The 16,536-nt window shown below is 72.3% G+C and carries 11 protein-coding genes; 8 read left to right on the top strand and 3 right to left on the bottom strand.

Features of this window, described 5'->3' with window-relative positions; genetic code table 11:
* Nucleotides 1–32 precede the first annotated feature (32 nt).
* Both ACDF64_RS00820 and ACDF64_RS00815 read left to right on the top strand, forming a co-directional pair.
* Nucleotides 33–1,844, top strand: a complete 1,812-nt coding sequence (locus ACDF64_RS00820) for an ABC transporter ATP-binding protein (RefSeq protein WP_394555025.1) — start codon at nucleotides 33–35, stop codon at nucleotides 1,842–1,844.
* Nucleotides 1,841–3,649 carry an ABC transporter ATP-binding protein gene (locus ACDF64_RS00815; RefSeq protein ID WP_394552895.1) on the top strand — a complete coding sequence of 603 codons (1,809 nt, stop codon included), beginning with the start codon at nucleotides 1,841–1,843 and terminating at the stop codon, nucleotides 3,647–3,649. The genes ACDF64_RS00820 and ACDF64_RS00815 overlap by 4 nt, the downstream gene beginning before the upstream one ends.
* A gap of 290 nt (nucleotides 3,650–3,939) precedes the next feature.
* Here ACDF64_RS00815 and ACDF64_RS00810 read toward each other — a convergent pair whose 3' ends face one another.
* Nucleotides 3,940–7,749, bottom strand: a complete 3,810-nt coding sequence (locus ACDF64_RS00810; protein ID WP_394552894.1) for a DUF3376 domain-containing protein — start codon at nucleotides 7,747–7,749, stop codon at nucleotides 3,940–3,942.
* 242 nt (nucleotides 7,750–7,991) lie between these two features.
* Here ACDF64_RS00810 and ACDF64_RS00805 point away from each other — a divergent pair, with 242 nt between their 5' ends.
* Together ACDF64_RS00805 and ACDF64_RS00800 are read left to right on the top strand one after the other, a co-directional pair.
* Nucleotides 7,992–8,660 carry a LuxR C-terminal-related transcriptional regulator gene (locus ACDF64_RS00805; protein ID WP_394552893.1) on the top strand — a complete coding sequence of 223 codons (669 nt, stop codon included), beginning with the start codon at nucleotides 7,992–7,994 and terminating at the stop codon, nucleotides 8,658–8,660.
* Nucleotides 8,660–10,453 carry a sensor histidine kinase gene (locus tag ACDF64_RS00800; RefSeq protein WP_394552892.1) on the top strand — a complete coding sequence of 598 codons (1,794 nt, stop codon included), beginning with the start codon at nucleotides 8,660–8,662 and terminating at the stop codon, nucleotides 10,451–10,453. Before ACDF64_RS00805 ends, ACDF64_RS00800 begins: the two co-directional genes overlap by 1 nt.
* A gap of 52 nt (nucleotides 10,454–10,505) precedes the next feature.
* On the opposite strand, the gene ACDF64_RS00795 is transcribed toward ACDF64_RS00800, so the two are convergent.
* Nucleotides 10,506–10,826, bottom strand: a complete 321-nt coding sequence (locus tag ACDF64_RS00795; RefSeq protein WP_394552891.1) for an MGMT family protein — start codon at nucleotides 10,824–10,826, stop codon at nucleotides 10,506–10,508.
* Nucleotides 10,827–10,837: 11 nt separating this feature from the next.
* Nucleotides 10,838–11,296: a GNAT family N-acetyltransferase gene (locus tag ACDF64_RS00790; RefSeq protein WP_394552890.1), complete on the bottom strand. Its 459-nt coding sequence runs from the start codon at nucleotides 11,294–11,296 to the stop codon at nucleotides 10,838–10,840.
* A 152-nt stretch (nucleotides 11,297–11,448) separates the two neighbouring features.
* Between ACDF64_RS00790 and ACDF64_RS00785 the strand changes: the two genes are divergently transcribed.
* The 4 genes from ACDF64_RS00785 to ACDF64_RS00770 all read left to right on the top strand — a co-directional run bounded on the left by ACDF64_RS00785 (nucleotide 11,449) and on the right by ACDF64_RS00770 (nucleotide 16,523).
* A complete protein-coding gene (locus ACDF64_RS00785) occupies nucleotides 11,449–12,666 on the top strand; it encodes an NADP-dependent isocitrate dehydrogenase (RefSeq protein WP_394552889.1) in 1,218 nt (405 codons plus the stop codon).
* A 235-nt stretch (nucleotides 12,667–12,901) separates the two neighbouring features.
* Entirely contained in the window at nucleotides 12,902–14,044 is a 1,143-nt protein-coding gene (locus tag ACDF64_RS00780; RefSeq protein ID WP_394552888.1) for an ROK family transcriptional regulator, read from the top strand.
* A gap of 78 nt (nucleotides 14,045–14,122) precedes the next feature.
* Nucleotides 14,123–15,424 carry an extracellular solute-binding protein gene (locus tag ACDF64_RS00775; protein ID WP_394552887.1) on the top strand — a complete coding sequence of 434 codons (1,302 nt, stop codon included), beginning with the start codon at nucleotides 14,123–14,125 and terminating at the stop codon, nucleotides 15,422–15,424.
* A 142-nt stretch (nucleotides 15,425–15,566) separates the two neighbouring features.
* Complete coding sequence (locus ACDF64_RS00770) at nucleotides 15,567–16,523, top strand: carbohydrate ABC transporter permease (RefSeq protein WP_394552886.1); 957 nt, start codon at nucleotides 15,567–15,569, stop codon at nucleotides 16,521–16,523.
* Nucleotides 16,524–16,536 lie beyond the last annotated feature (13 nt).

Raw genomic sequence — 16,536 nt, 5'->3', positions numbered from 1 at the left:
TGTGGCGCCTGCACGCGTTCGTCGGGCCCGCGATGCCCGCCATCGTGGCCAGCATGGTCGCGTACCTCTGCGCGCAACTCGTCGCGCTGGTCATCCCGCAGGTGCTCGAGCAGATCGTCGACGGTCCGCTCGCCGACGGCGAGCGGGACGCGATCGTGCCCCTCGCCCTCCTCGTGTTCGGGCTCGGCGTCGCCGAGGCCGGCATGTTCGCCCTTCGCCGCTGGCTCGTGATCGGGCCGACCACCCGGGTCGAGGCGCGGATGCGCAACGCCCTGTACGCCCGCCTGCAGGACCTGCCGGTGAGCTTCCACGACCGGTGGCCGAGCGGCCAGCTGCTCTCGCGCGCGGTCAGCGACCTCGGGCTCATCCGCCGGTGGCTCGCCTTCGGCCTGATCCTGCTGGTCGGGAACCTGCTCGTCCTCGTGGCCGGCGCCGTGATCCTCATCTCGATGAACTGGCTGCTGGGCGTGATCTTCTTCGCCTGCGCACTGCCGCTGTGGATCGTCGGCTACCGGTTCGAGGGTCGCTACTCGGAGGTGGCCCGGCGCAGCCAGGACCAGTCCGGCGACCTCGCCACGATGGTCGAGGAATCGGTGCACGGCATCCGCGTGCTGAAGGCGTTCGGTCGTGGCAAGCACGCGCTGCGCTCCTTCCGCGAGCAGGCCGAATCGCTGCGTTCGACCGAGATCGAGAAGGCGCGGCTCGATGCGAGCATCTGGGTCTGGCTCCTGATCGTGCCCGCGGTCGCGGTCTCGATCTGCCTCGTGCTGGGCGTCTGGCTCGCGGCGCAGGGGCAGCTCTCGGTCGGCGAGCTCGTGGCGTTCTTCGCGACCGCGGCCGTGCTGGCGTGGCCGATCGAGTCGATCGGGTTCCTGCTCGCCTTCTCGCTCGACGCGAGGACGGCGACCGACCGGTTCTTCGACGTCATGGACACCGAGAACGACATCACCGACCCCGAGCGGCCGGACGCGGTCGAGCGGCCGCGCGGCGAACTCGTCTTCGCGGACGTGCACTTCCGCTACCAGGATGCCCCGTCGAGGCATGCCGACCTGCTCGACGGCGTCGACCTCGTGGTGCGGCCGGGGGAGACCATGGCGCTCGTCGGGCTCACCGGCAGCGGGAAGACGACCATGACCGCGCTCGTCTCGCGACTGTACGACGTCACCGCCGGCGCGGTGAGGATCGACGGCATGGACGTCCGCGCGCTCACGCGCGAGGAGCTGCGCACCCACGTCGCGATGGCGTTCGAGGATGCGACGCTGTTCTCGGCGTCGGTGCGCGAGAACGTGCTGCTCGGTCGGCCGGAGTTCGGCCGCGAGGCCGTGGAGGCGGACCCTGGGGTCGGCGCCGAGGCCGAGCGGGTGCTCGACGAGGCGCTGCGCATCGCGCAGGCGGGCTTCGCCTACGACCTGCCCGACGGCGTCGACACGAAGGTCGGCGAGGAGGGCATGAGCCTGTCGGGCGGCCAGCGGCAGCGACTCGCGCTCGCGCGGGCCGTCGCGGCGAGTCCCTCGGTGCTCGTGCTCGACGATCCGCTGTCGGCGCTCGACGTCGCCACGGAGGCGCGCGTCGAGGAGGAGCTGCGCACCGTGCTCGCCGAGACGACGGCGCTGATCGTCGCGCACCGGCCGTCGACCGTCATGCTCGCCGACCGGGTGGCCCTGCTCGAGGACGGCCGGATCACGGCCGTCGGGGCGCACTCCGACCTGCTCCGCGAATCCGACCACTACCGGTTCGTGATCTCGAGCCTCGAGGCCGAGGAACGCGGCGCGGGGGCGGCGGCATCCGACCCCGTCGACCGAGAACCCGATGCAGCCGACGACCGGAAGGAGGCGACCCGATGAGCACCGTCGTCGGAGTCCAGGGCGAGGAGCGCCACGACTACACGAAGGCCGAATCGCGCGCGCTCCGCGCGCGGAGCCTGCGGCTGCTCGGAACGCTGCTCCGGCCCGAGCGCGGGCGGCTGTGGGCGACCCTCGCGATCGTCGTGGTCTCCACGGCGGCCCAGGTCGCCGGTCCGGCGATCATCGCGTACGGCATCGACCAGGGCCTCCCCGCGCTGCTCGCGCAGGACTGGATGCCGCTCGGCCTCGCCGGATTCGCCTACCTGCTGACGGGCGCCGCGGGCGCGTTCCTCATCGCCGTGTACATCCGCCTGTCCGCACGGGTCAGCCAGGCGGTGCTCATCGACCTGCGCACGCGGGTGTTCCTGCACACGCAGAAGCTCTCGCTCGAGTTCCACGAGTCCTACACGTCGGGCCGCATCATCTCGAGGCAGACGAGCGACCTCGATGCGATCCGGGAGCTCCTCGACGAGGGCATCAACCAGCTCATCCGCGGCGTGCTCTACATGGCGTTCACCGCGGTGGCGCTCGTGTGGCTCGACTGGATCAGCGGGCTCGTGCTGCTCGCCGCGCTCGTGCCGCTGGCGTTCCTCACCCGGTGGTTCCAGGTGCGTTCGCAGGCGTTCTTCCGCCGGTCGCGGGTGGCCAGCGCGAAGCTCATCGTGCAGTTCGTCGAGACCATGACCGGGATCCGCGCGGTGCAGGCGTTCCGCAAGGAGCGGCGCAACGAGCGCGAGTTCGGCGAGCTGGTCGAGGACTACCGGGACGTGAACGCACGCGTGCTCGGACTCTTCGCGATCTACAACCCCACGCTCGCCGTGATCGGCTACGCGGCGGTCGCCGCGGTGCTCCTCATCGGCGGCTTCCGCGTCGTCGACGGCGCCATGGAGATCGGGGTCCTGCTCGCGACGGTGCTGTACACCAAGCGCTTCTTCGATCCGATGGAGGAGCTCGCGATGTTCTACAACTCGTACCAGTCGGCCGCGAGCGCGCTCGAGAAGATCTCGGGCGTGCTCGAGGAGGACCCGAGCGTGCCGGACCCGGCCGACCCGGTCGACCTCTGGACGGCCGACGGCCACCTGCGCTTCGAGGACGTCGAGTTCGCGTACACCGCCGGCCGGGTCATCCTGCCGCGGTTCGACCTGGACGTCCCGGCCGGCCAGACCATCGCGCTCGTCGGCACGACGGGCGCGGGCAAGTCGACGCTCGCGAAGCTCATCGCGCGCTTCTACGACCCGACGTCCGGCCGGGTGAGCCTCGACGGCGTCGACCTCGCCCGGATGCACCCGAAGGACCTGCGCCGCGCGATCGTGATGGTCACGCAGGAGGCGTACCTGTTCAGCGGGTCGGTGGCCGACAACATCGGCCTCGGCCGGCCGGATGCCCCGTTCGAGGAGATCGTGCGGGCGGCGAAGGCGGTCGGCGCGCACGAGTTCATCGAGTCGCTGCCGAACGGGTACGACACCGACGTGAACAAGCGCGGCGGCCGGGTGAGCGCCGGCCAGCGGCAGCTCATCTCGTTCGCGCGCGCGTTCCTGGCGGACCCGGCGGTGCTGATCCTCGACGAGGCGACCTCGTCGCTCGACATCCCGAGCGAGCGGCTCGTGCAGGACGGCCTGCAGACGCTGCTGAAGGATCGCACGGCCGTGATCATCGCGCACCGGCTGTCGACGGTCGCGATCGCCGACCGCGTGCTCGTGATGGAGCACGGCCGGATCGTCGAGGATGGCTCGCCGGCCGAGCTGACCGGCGGCGGCGGCCGCTTCGCGGCGCTGCACGAGGCCTGGCTCGACTCGCTCGTGTAGGCGCGCCGCCGCCGCCGAGGAGGCTCGGCCGGGACGAACCCGGCCGAGCCGACCCGGCCCGCGGATCTCCGCGGGCCGGGCGGCGTGCCCCTCAGCTCGGCACGCCTGCGACGCCGCGGCCGGGGTCGGCGGGAGGCCGTCCCACCCGGTCACGGCGACGTCTGGAGGGCATGCCACGAGCCTCGCGGAACGCGGGCCCCACGGCATCCGCGTCAGCCCCGAGCCGGCCCGGGGGTCCGCACTGAGTCGTCAGCCGGTCGGCACTGGGTCGTCGGCCGGGCACCGAGTCGTCAGCCGGTCCGCGCGGGTGCCGCGGCGGCGGGCGCGGTCCGCGGCCGCCGGCCGCGACCGCGGGTCGGGCGCGGGCGGCCCGCCTCGCCGCGCCGGTACAGGCCGTCGTCGAGCGGGAGTTCGCGGCGCCGCAGTTCCGGGAGCCACCACACCACGTTCGCCCACGCGACGATGAACACGACGACCGCCGTGATGGTCCCGTGCAGCGGCGGGCGTCCCGCGGTCGCGAGGAGCACGAGGGACCCGAGCACGAGCGCGATCGAGCTCGCGAGCACCGACAGCGTGAGCCAGTCGATCCCGCGCGAGCGGCGGATGGCCGCGCGTCGTCCGCCGATCGGGAGCCAGTCGACCGTGAGCACGATCGCGACCGCGATCCCGCCGACCGCGAGGATCGCGAGGTCCCAGCCGAGCGGCGGCTCGAGGAGCGCGGCGAGCAGGTCGGGCGCCGCGGGGTCGATCTCGGCCCAGTACTGGAGCGCCGGCAGGACGGCCCCGAGGAGGGCGAACGCGCCCAGCATGAGCGCCGAGCGGACGACGTTCCACGGCACGGTGTTCGCGCGCGCGGTCGACGCCATCCGCACGGCCACGGCGATGAGGACCGCGGTGACCGCGCCGCAGAGCACCGACATCACGAGGTTGCTCCGCGCCACAGCTACCCAGAGCGGCACGAGGCTCGCGAGGGCGACCACGCCGTATCGCAGCGCCGGACCGCGCGCCTGCGTGCGCGCGGCGGCGATCGACGTCCGGAGGTCGGGGTCGTCCGCGGCCGCGGCCGCGCGGCCCCAGAGCCGCCGGACGCGCGCGATGCCGAGCGCGAGGACGACCGCGGCGACCACGACGAGCACCCACGCGAACGTCGCCGCGAAGGGCGAGGGCGCGAACGCGGTCCAGGTCAGGAGCCAGGCCGCGGCGCCCGAGATGCCGACGATGAGCGCGAGCCGAGGCGGATCGGCGACGGCGGGCACGGCCACCAGGAACGGGCGCAGGACCGCGAGGACCGCCTGCACGGCGACGAGCAGCACGCGGTTGCGCGGGCGCGTCGTGCTGCGGTCCACGAGCCGCACGGCCCGCGACGCGAGCGCGAATCGGTAGGAGGGGTCGAGGTTCCAGAGCGTGTCCGTGCCCGCGCGCAGCCGGGCCCGCTGCGCGTCCGCGGGCGACCTCGGCTCGTCCGCCTCCCCGCCCGCGGCGGGGCCGGCGGACGCGCGGGCGACCGCCGCCGGCACGGAGGTCGGCACGGCGGCCGGCGCTGCCGCCGGCGATGCCGACTTCGCTGCCGGCACGGGTTCCGGTGCCTCGGTCCGGTCGGCGTCGCCGCCCGGCTGGCGCCCGTACGGCGACCGGCCGTCGGCGGCGTACCGCTCCTCGTCGGCCTGGAGCAGCACCTGGTCCTGCACCCGGCGGACGACGTCGTGCACCTCGTCGGGCGACAGGCCGCGCGCGAGGAACCGGGCGAGTCCCGCGGCCCCGTCGAGCCGCCCCCACCACCAGTCGTTGACCCGCCACTCGGCCGCGAGGAATCCGAGGAAGTTGCCGAACCCGTACCCGGCGAGCTTGGTCTGCCGGTCGAGTGGGACGAGCTCGGGCGCCGCGAGCCGCTCGGCGATCGTCTCCGGCCGGATGCGCGGGGTCCGCAGCAGGCCCTGGAGGCGCGTGCGGAACCGGTCGTCCATGAGCGCCGTGAACCGGTGCGGGTTCGCGGGCGGTTCGTCGACGCCGATCGCCCAGTAGGTGACGTGCGACAGCGACGCGGGCACGCCGCCGGCGTTGAGGAGCGGCGGCAGGTCGTTCGCGTGCAGGCCGGCGGCGACGCGGTGGATCGCGTGCCAGGTCGACCCCGGCCAGGCGCCGAGGTCGGCCTCGCCCGCGTCGGCCCGTGCATCGACCGCTCGGCTCAGGTCCGCGAGTTCGCCGATCGCGGCGTCGAGCGCGCGCCAGTGCGGGCCGGCGTCGACCGCGTCGGATGCCGCGATCCACGCGTCGACCCAGCGCTCGGCGTCGGCACGGGCCGGGATCCCGCGGGGCGGCAGGGTGGCGAGCCGGTCGAGCAGCACGCGCTCGGTCGCGGCGTCGCGGCTGCCGGTCGCGTCGATCAGCGCGTCGTACGCGGCGCGGCGGACCGCGCGCAGCTGGAACCCGCGGCGCGAGCCCGGGGCATCCGGCACCGACTCGAGCGCGCGCGCCCAGTCGAGCACGCAGGATGCCGCGTCCGCGAGTGCCGACGGCGACCGGAGCACGCGGTCGGGGTCCTCCTCGGCCAGTCGCGCGAACCGCTCGACCGCGACCGCCTCGAGCGCGCCGAGCGCGACGCGGTCGACCGGCGGGTAGGAGCGCCGACGCCGGCCCGGGCTGTGCAGCTGCCAGAGGCTGGGTTGCGCGAGCGTCTCGACGAGGTGGTCGGCGACGGCGCCGCCCTGCGCGCGCACGTACGCGCGCCGACGGGCTGCGAGCGCGTCGGGCGTCGCGGCGGCAGCCGCCGCGAGCGCGGACGTGCTCTGCCTGCGGCCGTCCGCGACGAGGCGGAGCGCGTTGAAGCGCGCGAGCTCGTCGACCTCGCCCGACACCGATTCGCGGCGGAAACTGCGGCTGAACATCGCGCCGAGCGCGGGGAAGAACCGGGACGCGTCCGGGTCCCACGGCGCCGGGCCGCCGAGCGGGGGATCGGGTTCGGGGTCCAGGAACAGCAGCGCCCGGTCGGCGAGCCGCTCGGACGGCCGGAGCCGCGCGGCGCGCAGTGCGCGGTCGATCGGGACGTTGTCGAAGACCGCGCCGTCGATCACTCGGTACGGCTGCCCGGGCTGGGCGCGATGCAGGCCGAACGCGAAGCGCAGGTCGCGCCGGGCGGCGACGGTGCCCCGCGGGTCGGTCCGCGCATCCACGATGGGGCCGGGGTCGTCGGGGTCGCCGGGGCCGGGCCACTCGGTCGACGCGATCTCGGCGGGCTCGAACCCGCCGGCGAGCGACGACGTCGACCGGGCCGCGAGGGCGAGCTGCCAGAGCTGCTCGAGGTCGTCGGCGAGCTTGCCGTCGTAGGGCGGCGCGGCCCGGCGCGGCACGAGGTTGTCGAGGTGGTGCCGGTCGCTGCCGACGAAGTGGAAGTGGCCGCGCCCGTCCGACGCGTCCTCCTCGTACGCGTCCTGCGCGTCGATGATCGTCGTCGACAGGTCGACGCCGACGTAGTCGGCCACGAGGTCGGGGTGCGCGCCGCGCGCGAGGTAGAGGTCGCCCATGGCCGTGCGCACGCGCCGGCGGAAGTAGCCCTCGCCGCGCATCAGCGCGTGGATGCCCCGGTCGCCGGGCTCGTTCAGCAGGCCCCAGAAGCCGCCCACGGTGCTCCAGGTCCGCAGGAGCCCGTCGAGGGACATCCCGGCGCGCTGCGCGACCGCGTAGACGACCGCGTTGAGCCCGCCCGCGCTCGCGCCCGCGAGCAGGTCCACCTCGACGCGGTCGTATCCGGCGGCGTCGAGGAGCTCGGCGTAGGCGCGCACCCGTTCCTCGATCGCGGGCGAAGGTTCGGCCCCGCGCGACCAGGGCAGGAGCGCCCAGGTCTCGTCGCCGACGTCGTAGAGGCGGATGCGCCGGAGCAGGTCGACCTCGGCGGCCACGCCGCCGATCCAGACCGCGAGGCTCACGCCGCCGCGCATGGCGAGCGAGATGCGCAGCGTACGCGTCGCGCTCGGCTTCGGCGCGCGCGCCTCGCCGAGCCGGACGCGCTGCTCGCGGAGCACGTCGGCGACGCGACGCCCCGGCCCGATGGGAACGACGACGACGGGCCGCGGCGCGCGGCGCGTGCGATCGGAAGCGGCCATGCCCGGCTCCTCGGGTATGCGGTCTCGTCCGCCGGGGGCGGGTGCCCCCGATCGGCCCTGCGACTCCGAGTGTGGCACGCGGGTCGCGGCGTGCGCAGCAGCCGGGCGGGGCGCCCGGACCACGACCGTTCCCCCGTTTGGGGGACACCAGGGTCTGTCCGGCGGGGCCGTACTCGCGCTATCGTCGGCAACTGCGGGGGGAAAGCGCACGGTCGTCCGTGCGCGTTGAGGACGGAGGTCCGATGACCGGAACTGCGACGACCCCGCTGCGGGTGGTGATCGCCGACGACGCACTGCTGCTGCGCGAGGGGATCCAGACGGTCCTCGAGGGCGGCGGCATCGAGGTCGTCGGCTCCTACGGCACGGGCGACGAACTCGTCGCCGCAGTCCGCCGCGGCGGCATCGACGCCGCGGTGCTCGACATCCGCATGCCGCCCGACTACCGCGACGAGGGCATCGTCGCGCTCGAGACGATCCGCGGCGAGGGCGCCCACATCGGCGTGCTGCTGTTGTCGATGTACGCGACGCCCGAGTACGCGGTGCGCGTGATGGGCGCGGGCAGCGGCACCGGCTACCTGCTGAAGGAGCGCGTCTCCGAGCCGCAGACGCTCGTGCGCGCCGTGCAGACCGTCGCCGAGGGCGGGTCCGTCGTCGACCCAGAGGTCGTCGAGAAGCTCGTCCAGCGCACGCGCGCCGACGATCCGCTCTCGAGGCTCACCGAACGCGAGCGCTCCGTGCTGGAGCTGATGGCGCAGGGCTACTCGAACGGCGGCATCGCGCAGACCCTGTTCCTCGGCCTGAAGACGGTCGAGACCCACGTGCGGAGCATCCTGCAGAAGCTCGGCCTCGAGGAATCCCCCGAGCACCATCGCCGCGTGCTCGCGGTGCTCGCCCTGCTCGGCGAACGCTGATGGAACCCGGGCGCGAGCGACTGTCGCCGGCCCAGCTGGCGATCCTGGTCGGCGTCTTCGTGCTGAGCGTCGTCATGGAGGTCACCGGATTCCTCGCGACCCCGTCCGCGGATCGCGAGGAGGTGTCCTACGCGACGCTGCATGCGGTCGTCCCCGCGGTGTTCCTCGTCTGCGCGGGCGTCGCGTGGCGCATCGGCCCGACGCCGATGCCGGCACGGCTCATGGTCACCTTCGCGGTGCTGTGGATCCCGCAGTCGTTCTACCAGGCGATCGAGCAGGCCGGCTGGCTCTGGCCGATCCTGCTCGGCGTCGACCTCGGCTGGGCGGTGGCCGCGGGCATCCTCGTCCTGGTCTACCCGCGAGGATGGCTCGACGACGCGTTCGACCGCTGGGTCGCGGGCATCGCGCTCGTGGCCAGCTTCGTGAACCTGCTCGGCAAGATCCTGCTCGCGGGGCCCGGCGACGCGCCGTGCGAGTGCGCCCCGAACCCGTACCAGATCGCCGAGCTCCCCGGGCTCTACACGTTCATCGACAGCGGCTACCGGCTCATCGGCGCCGCGCTGCTGCTCGCGATCGCGGTGCGGCTGCTGGTCCGCTGGGTCCGGGGGAGCGTGCCGGCGCGCATCGTCGCCTTCCTGATGCCGCTCGCCATCCTGATCTGGGGCGTGACGGTCGCCGCGCAGGCGGTCACCTACGCGGCGTCGACGACCGCGGACATGGTGCTCAGGACCGTCTCGCTCTTCGCCATGGCCTCGATCCCGGTGAGCTTCGTGGCCGGCATCTCGCACACGCGCAACCTGCGCGGCCGGGTCGCCGACCTCATGCGGATCACGCGCGAGGGCACGGACCGCGGCCTCTGGGCCGATTCGCTCGCGCGCGTGCTCCGGGACGCCTCGGTGCGCGTCTACTGGTGGGACGAGGAGCGCGGCGCCTACATCGACGCGGACGGCGAGCTCGCCGAGCCGACCGACGTCGAGGGCCGCAGCGCGCACAGCATCCTGCCCGTGTCGTCGCCGCAGGGCGTGCCGATCGCGCTCATCCGCCACGACCGCGTGCTCACCGAGAACTCGAGGCTCCTCGAGGGCGTCTCGAGCGCCCTCCGGCTCTCGGTCGACAACGGGCGGCTGCGCTCCGAGGTCGAGCGCACGCTCCAGCAGGTCCGCGATTCCCGCCAGCGCATCGTCGAGGCCGGGGTCGAGGCGCGCCGGCGCATCGAGCGCGACCTGCACGACGGCGCCCAGCAGCAGCTCGTCGCGCTCGGGATGAAGCTCCGCGTCGCCGCGAACCGCGCGGGCCAGGCCGGGCAGCCCGAGCTCAAGGCCGACCTCGAGGACGCGATCGCCGCGCTCAACCAGGGGCTGCGCGAGCTCCGGGAGCTCGCGCACGGCATCCACCCGAGCCTGCTCGTGACGGGCGGGCTCACGCTGGCCGTGCCCGAGCTCGCGGGACGCTCGCCGGTGCCCGTCGAGGTCGACGTGCAGGCCGAGGGGCGCCTGCCCGAGATCATCGAGTCGACGGCGTACTTCGCGATCGCCGAGTTCCTCGCGAACGTCGGCAAGCACTCGCACGCGACGCGGGCCTGGGTGCGCGCGCACGTCCTCGACGGCGAGCTGCTCATCGTGGTGCGCGACAACGGCCGCGGCGGGGCGTCGCTCGACGCGGGGTCGGGCGTGCAGGGCATCGTCGACCGGATCGACGCGGTGGGCGGCACGCTCGAGCTCGAGAGCCCCGCGGGCGCGGGGACGACCGTGACCGTGCGGATCCCGCTCCGGGGGTCGCTCCTGCCGGCGTGAGGCTGACCGTCGGGCGCGCGAGGCGTGCGCCGGACACCGACGTCTCGCGCGGTCAGCCCCGCCAGCGGCACGCCGCGAGGTCGATGCGGTAGCCGTCCTCGTCGGCCGCGGGGCGCGTGGGCGTGCCCTCCGCCTCGTAGTGCGCGAGCGCTCGACGGGCGTGGCCGGTGGGCGGGCGCCCGCCCGCGCGGACCACGCGCCACCACGGGACATCCGAGCCGTACCTCGCCATGACCGTGCCGACGGCGCGCGCGCCGCGCGAGCCGAGCATCGCCGCGACGTCGCCGTAGGTGGCGACCTGCCCGCGGGGGATGTCGGCGACGACCGCGAGCACGGCGTCCACGAACTCGGGCAGCTCGTCGGCCGGGGTCATCCCGATCGTGCTCAGAGCTCGAGCGCGCCGATGACGTCGCCGTACTCGCTCTCGCCGACGTCCCGGAAGCCGATGCGGTGGAAGAACTCGCCGGGGCCGCCCTCGCCGGCCTCCCACAGCACGCTGATGCGGTCGACGCCGCGGCGCTTCGCCTCCTGCGCGAGGGCCTCGGCGAGGAACCGGCCGACGCCCTGGCCCTGCGCCTCGGCGTCGACGTTGATCCGCCAGATGCACGCACGGAAGTACTCGTGGTCGTTGTCGGGGTCGAAGGTGCCGTGGATGAACCCCACGACCCGGCCGGTCGACGCCGTCACGGCGACGCGCTGCCACGTGGTCGAGGGGTCGACGACCGTGGTCTCGGCGGCGTAGGTGACCGGGGTGATGAACTGCTCCTGCCCGGGCTTCAACGAGAGTCCGTTCGCCGCGACGATGTTGGACGCGTTCAGTTCCTCGAGTCGCAGGTCAGCCATGGCCCAAGGGTAATCGAGCGGTGCGCGTCAGGATAGCCGGGGATGTCTCGATGTCGAGACATCTCCGGGCAGACGGTAGACTGGCGGATGGCGTGCCCGGCCACCCCCGAGGCATCCTCGGTTTCCCGCGCGATCCAAAGGAGCACTTCCTCTTGTCCAAGATCAAGGTTGAAGGCACCGTCGTCGAGCTCGACGGCGACGAGATGACCCGAATCATCTGGCAGGCCATCAAGGACCAGCTGATCCACCCGTACCTCGACATCGACCTCGAGTACTACGACCTCTCGATCCAGAAGCGCGACGAGACCGACGACCAGATCACGATCGACGCGGCGCACGCGATCCAGAAGCACGGCGTCGGCGTGAAGTGCGCGACCATCACGCCCGACGAGGCCCGCGTCGAGGAGTTCGGCCTCAAGAAGATGTGGCGTTCGCCCAACGGCACCATCCGCAACATCCTCGGCGGCGTGATCTTCCGCGAGCCGATCATCATCTCGAACATCCCGCGGCTCGTCCCGGGCTGGAACAAGCCGATCATCGTCGGCCGCCACGCGTTCGGCGACCAGTACCGCGCGACCGACTTCAAGTTCGACGGCCCCGGCACCCTCACGATGACCTTCACCCCGCAGGACGGCTCCGAGCCGCAGCAGTTCGAGGTGTTCCAGGCGCCCGGCTCCGGCGTCGCCATGGGCATGTACAACCTCGACGAGTCGATCCGCGACTTCGCGCGCGCCTCGCTGAACTACGGCCTCTCGCGCAACTACCCGGTGTACCTCTCGACCAAGAACACGATCCTGAAGGCCTACGACGGCCGCTTCAAGGACCTGTTCCAGGAGGTCTTCGAGGCCGAGTTCAAGGAGCAGTTCGACGCCGCAGGCCTCACCTACGAGCACCGCCTCATCGACGACATGGTCGCGGCGTCGCTGAAGTGGGAGGGCGGCTACGTCTGGGCCTGCAAGAACTACGACGGCGACGTGCAGTCCGACACCGTCGCGCAGGGCTTCGGCTCGCTCGGCCTCATGACCTCGGTGCTCGCGACCCCGGACGGCAAGGTCGTCGAGGCGGAGGCCGCGCACGGCACCGTCACGCGCCACTACCGCCAGCACCAGCAGGGCAAGCCGACCTCGACGAACCCGATCGCCTCGATCTACGCGTGGACGCGCGGCCTCGCGCACCGCGGCAAGCTCGACGGCAACCAGGAGCTCATCGACTTCGCGTCGACGCTCGAGCAGGTCGTCATCGAGACCGTCGAGTCGGGCGCGATGACCAAGGACCTCGCGCTCCTGGTCGGCCCGGAGCAGGGCTACCAGACGACCGAGGAGTTCCTCACGTCGATCTCGGACAACCTCAAGGCCCGCCTCGCGGCGTGACCTGCGCCTCGCGGCGCGAGCGAAGGGCCGGATGCCTCGTGGCATCCGGCCCTTCGCCGTCCGGGCGGAGATCCGGCGAGATCACAGCGGATTCCCGGGGAAGCGGCGAGGTGCCCGGACCGGGCCGCGTTCGCGCGGAACGCCCGTTTCCGGAAGGTCACGGGTTTGTAAAGAACCCGGACGAACTCCTCGCGCGAGCTTGCATCGTGTTTGTTCGTAAGCTTTACTAACAAACATGACGGCGACGCAGCTCTCCCACGGTCGGACCCTCCGACCGACCGCGAAGGTGCTGCCCGAACACGCCCGCGGTCACAACCGCTCCCTCGTGCTCCAGACGCTCTACCGCTCCACCGGCCTCAGCCGTGCGGACGTCGCGCGCGAGACCGGCCTCACGCGCGTCACGGTCTCCGACCTCGTCGCCGAGCTCATCGCCGACCGCCTCGTGATCGAGCTCGGCCAGCGCGAGGACGCCCGTCCCGGCAAGCCCGCGACCCTGATCGGCTTCGACCGGGCGGCCTTCCAGATCCTCGCGATGGACCTCTCCGACGACGTGGTCTTCCGCGGCGCCGTGCTCGACCTGGGCGGCGAGATCATCGCCCGCTCCGAGGTGCCGCTCGCCGGCGCCACCGGCGCGGAGGCCGTCGCCCGCGTGATCGAACTCGCCGACGCGGTCGCCGCGATGGCCACGACCGACGTGCTCGGCATCGGCATCGGCTCGCCGGGCATCGTCGACGCCGCCGGCGTCGTCCGCACGGCCCCCAACCTCGGCTGGTCCGACGTCGACCTGCAGGGGCTGCTCTCCGAGCGCTTCGGACTGCCCGTGCTGGTCGCGAACGACGCGAACGCGGCGGTCTACGCCGAGCACGCCTTCGGCGACGCCGACGGCGACATCATGCTCGTCAAGGTCGGCCACGGTGTCGGCGCCGGGCTCCTGCTCGGCGGCCGGGCCGTCTTCGGCTCGGCCTCGGCCGCGGGCGAGATCGGCCACGTCGTCGTCGGCACCGACGGCGGCCCGCTGTGCGCGTGCGGCAAGCACGGATGCCTCGAGGCCTGGCTCGCCGCCCCGCGGCTCGCCGCGCGCCTCGCGGGCGTCTCGGACGACGCCGAACGCGACCTCACGCTTCGGGAGGCAGGACGCCGGCTCGGCATCATCCTCGCCCCCGTGGTCGGAGCGCTCGACCTGCACGACATCGTGCTGAGCGGCCCGACCGAACTGCTTGATGGCCCGCTGGCAGCAGCGGCCATCGAGACGATCCGGACACGCACGATGGCCGAGTTCACCGGTTCGCTGACACTCAGGATGACCACGCAGGGGCAGGACATCGTCCTGCTCGGTGCGGCCGTCATGGTGCTCTCCGGGCAACTCGGGGTCTCCTAGCGCGACACCGGCGACAGGCTCGGATGGCTCTGATCCGGCCGAACTGCATCACACCCCAACCAAGAGAAGGAAATCGCAATGAAGAGAAAGTACGCAGCAGTGGCGGCCCTCGCCACGGCATCTGCCCTCGTTCTCGCCGGTTGCAGCTCGACCGGTGGCGACACCGCGTCCGAGGACACTGCCGAAGGCCAGAACATCACCCTGTGGCTCATGGGCGGGGACACCCCCGACGCGCTCCGCGACTACCTCAAGTCGGAGTACAAGGACGCCACCGGTGGCACGCTCACGATCGAGGAGCAGGGCTGGGGTGACGCCGTCGCCAAGCTGACGACCGCGCTTCCGGACGCCGCGAACACGCCCGACGTGACGGAGATCGGCAACACCTGGTCGCCCACGTTCACCAACGCCGGCGCGTTCACCGACCTGTCCGACATGTACGAGGAGCTCGGCGGCGACTCGCTGCTCGAGTCGTTCGTCGAGGTCGGCAAGGTCGACGGCAAGAACTACGCCCTGCCGTACTACTTCGGCTCGCGCTACAACTTCTACCGCAAGGACATCTGGGCGGCGGCCGGCAAGACCGTCCCCACCACCCTCGCCGAGTTCGACGAGACCGTGAAGTCGCTGCGCACCGACACCCAGTCCGGCTTCTACATCGGCGGCAGCGACTGGCGCAACGGCATCTCGTGGATCTTCGCCAACGGCGGTGAGCTCGCGGTCAAGGACGGCGACAAGTGGGTCGGCGCCCTGTCGTCCGACGAGTCCGTCAAGGGCCTCGAGGAGTTCCAGTCGCTCTTCACCGAGGCGTCCAACGCCCCGGCGACCGAGTTCGACAGCACCCCGTGGGTGAACATCAACAACAACGAGGCCACGGGTGCCCCCGAGGCCGCCACGATCATCGCTCCCGGATGGGCGCACTGGTCGATCGGCGACCTGGCTCCGGACCCCAAGGACGACACCAAGACGGTCGCGACCTGGAACGACGACGTCTTCGGCACCTTCGTGCTCCCGGGCGTCGACGGTGGATCGGCTCCGGTCTTCGCCGGCGGCTCGAACATCGCCGTCTCGGCCGCCAGCAAGAACCAGGCCGGCGCCAAGGAGCTCATGAAGATCATCTTCTCCCCCGAGTACCAGCAGATGCTCGGCGAGAACGGCCTCGGCCCCGCCAACCTGAACTACGCCGACTCCCTCGGGAGCGACCAGTTCGCCAAGGCCCTGGTCGACTCGGCCGCCGGCTCGAAGCTGACCCCCGCCGCTCCCGGCTGGGCGGCCGTCGAGGGCGCCGGACTCCTCGAGGAGTTCTTCGGCAAGGTCTCGGCCGGCGGTGACGTCGCCGACCTCGCTGCCGAGTACGACGAGAAGCTGAACGAGCTCCTCAACTAGCACCACCCGAGGGACGGATGCCGGCACCTGCACGCCGGGCACCGGCATCCGTCCCTCCACCCAGACACCCGGGCCGCTGGCGACTCCTCGCTCGCGGCCCGTCGAATGAATGCACCACGACATCCGAAAGGAGGATGAGACCGTGACCGCGACCATCGCCGCGCAGGACCGAACCGCAGCGGCACCGACCAATCGCCCCCGAGGCGCGCGCAAGCGACGGATCTCCGTCCCTCATCTCCTGCTCGTCCCCGCCGTCCTGATCCTCGTCGTCGGCATGGGATACCCGCTCATCTGGCAGTTCGTCACGTCGATGCAGGAATTCGGCATCAAGCAGCAGTTCGGCCAGCCGGCCCCGTTCGTCGGGCTCGAGAACTACATCACCCTCGCGACCGACCCCGACATGTGGGTCGTCGTCGGTCGCTCCCTCGTCTTCTGCTTCGCCACCGCAGCCATCACCGTCGTCGCCGGCGTGCTCCTCGCCGTGCTCATGACCGCGGTCGGCCGGTTCGCGCGACTCACGCTCCAGATCTCCCTGCTGCTGGCCTGGGCGATGCCCGTCGTGGCCGCCATGACCGTCTGGATCTGGCTGTTCGACCGCCGCCGCGGCGTCGTCAACTACCTGCTCGACATGATCCCGGGCGTCGACATGAACCGGTACTCGTGGCTGTCGAACCCGTTCACGTTCTTCCTCGTCGCGTGCGTCATCGTGGTCTGGATGTCGGTCCCCTTCGTCGCCTTCTCGGTCTACGCGGGCCTCACCCAGGTCTCGGACGAGGTGCTCGAGGCGGCCCAGCTGGACGGCGCGAACGGTGCGAAGCGGCTCCGCTGGATCATCCTGCCGATGATCCGCCCGGTGCTCATGATCGTGCTCCTGCTGCAGCTCATCTGGGACCTCCGCGTCTTCACGCAGATCACGATGCTCCAGGACGCCGGCTCCAAGGCGAGCGATTTCGACCTGCTCGGCACGTACATCTACAAGCTCGGCGCCGGCTCGCAGGACTTCGGCATGGCGTCGGCCGTCTCCATCTTCGTTCTCGCACTGACCCTGGCGATCAGCTGGTTCTACGTGCGCAGCCTGCTCAAGGAGGACCAGCAATGAGCCGGTCGACCGT

It is taken from the genome of Agromyces sp. MMS24-JH15 (genome assembly GCF_043518605.1).
In the GTDB taxonomy this organism is placed as follows: Bacteria; Actinomycetota; Actinomycetes; order Actinomycetales; family Microbacteriaceae; genus Agromyces.
Note: the sequence above shows the minus strand (reverse complement) of the source record. Positions and strands in the feature narration are given on the sequence as shown.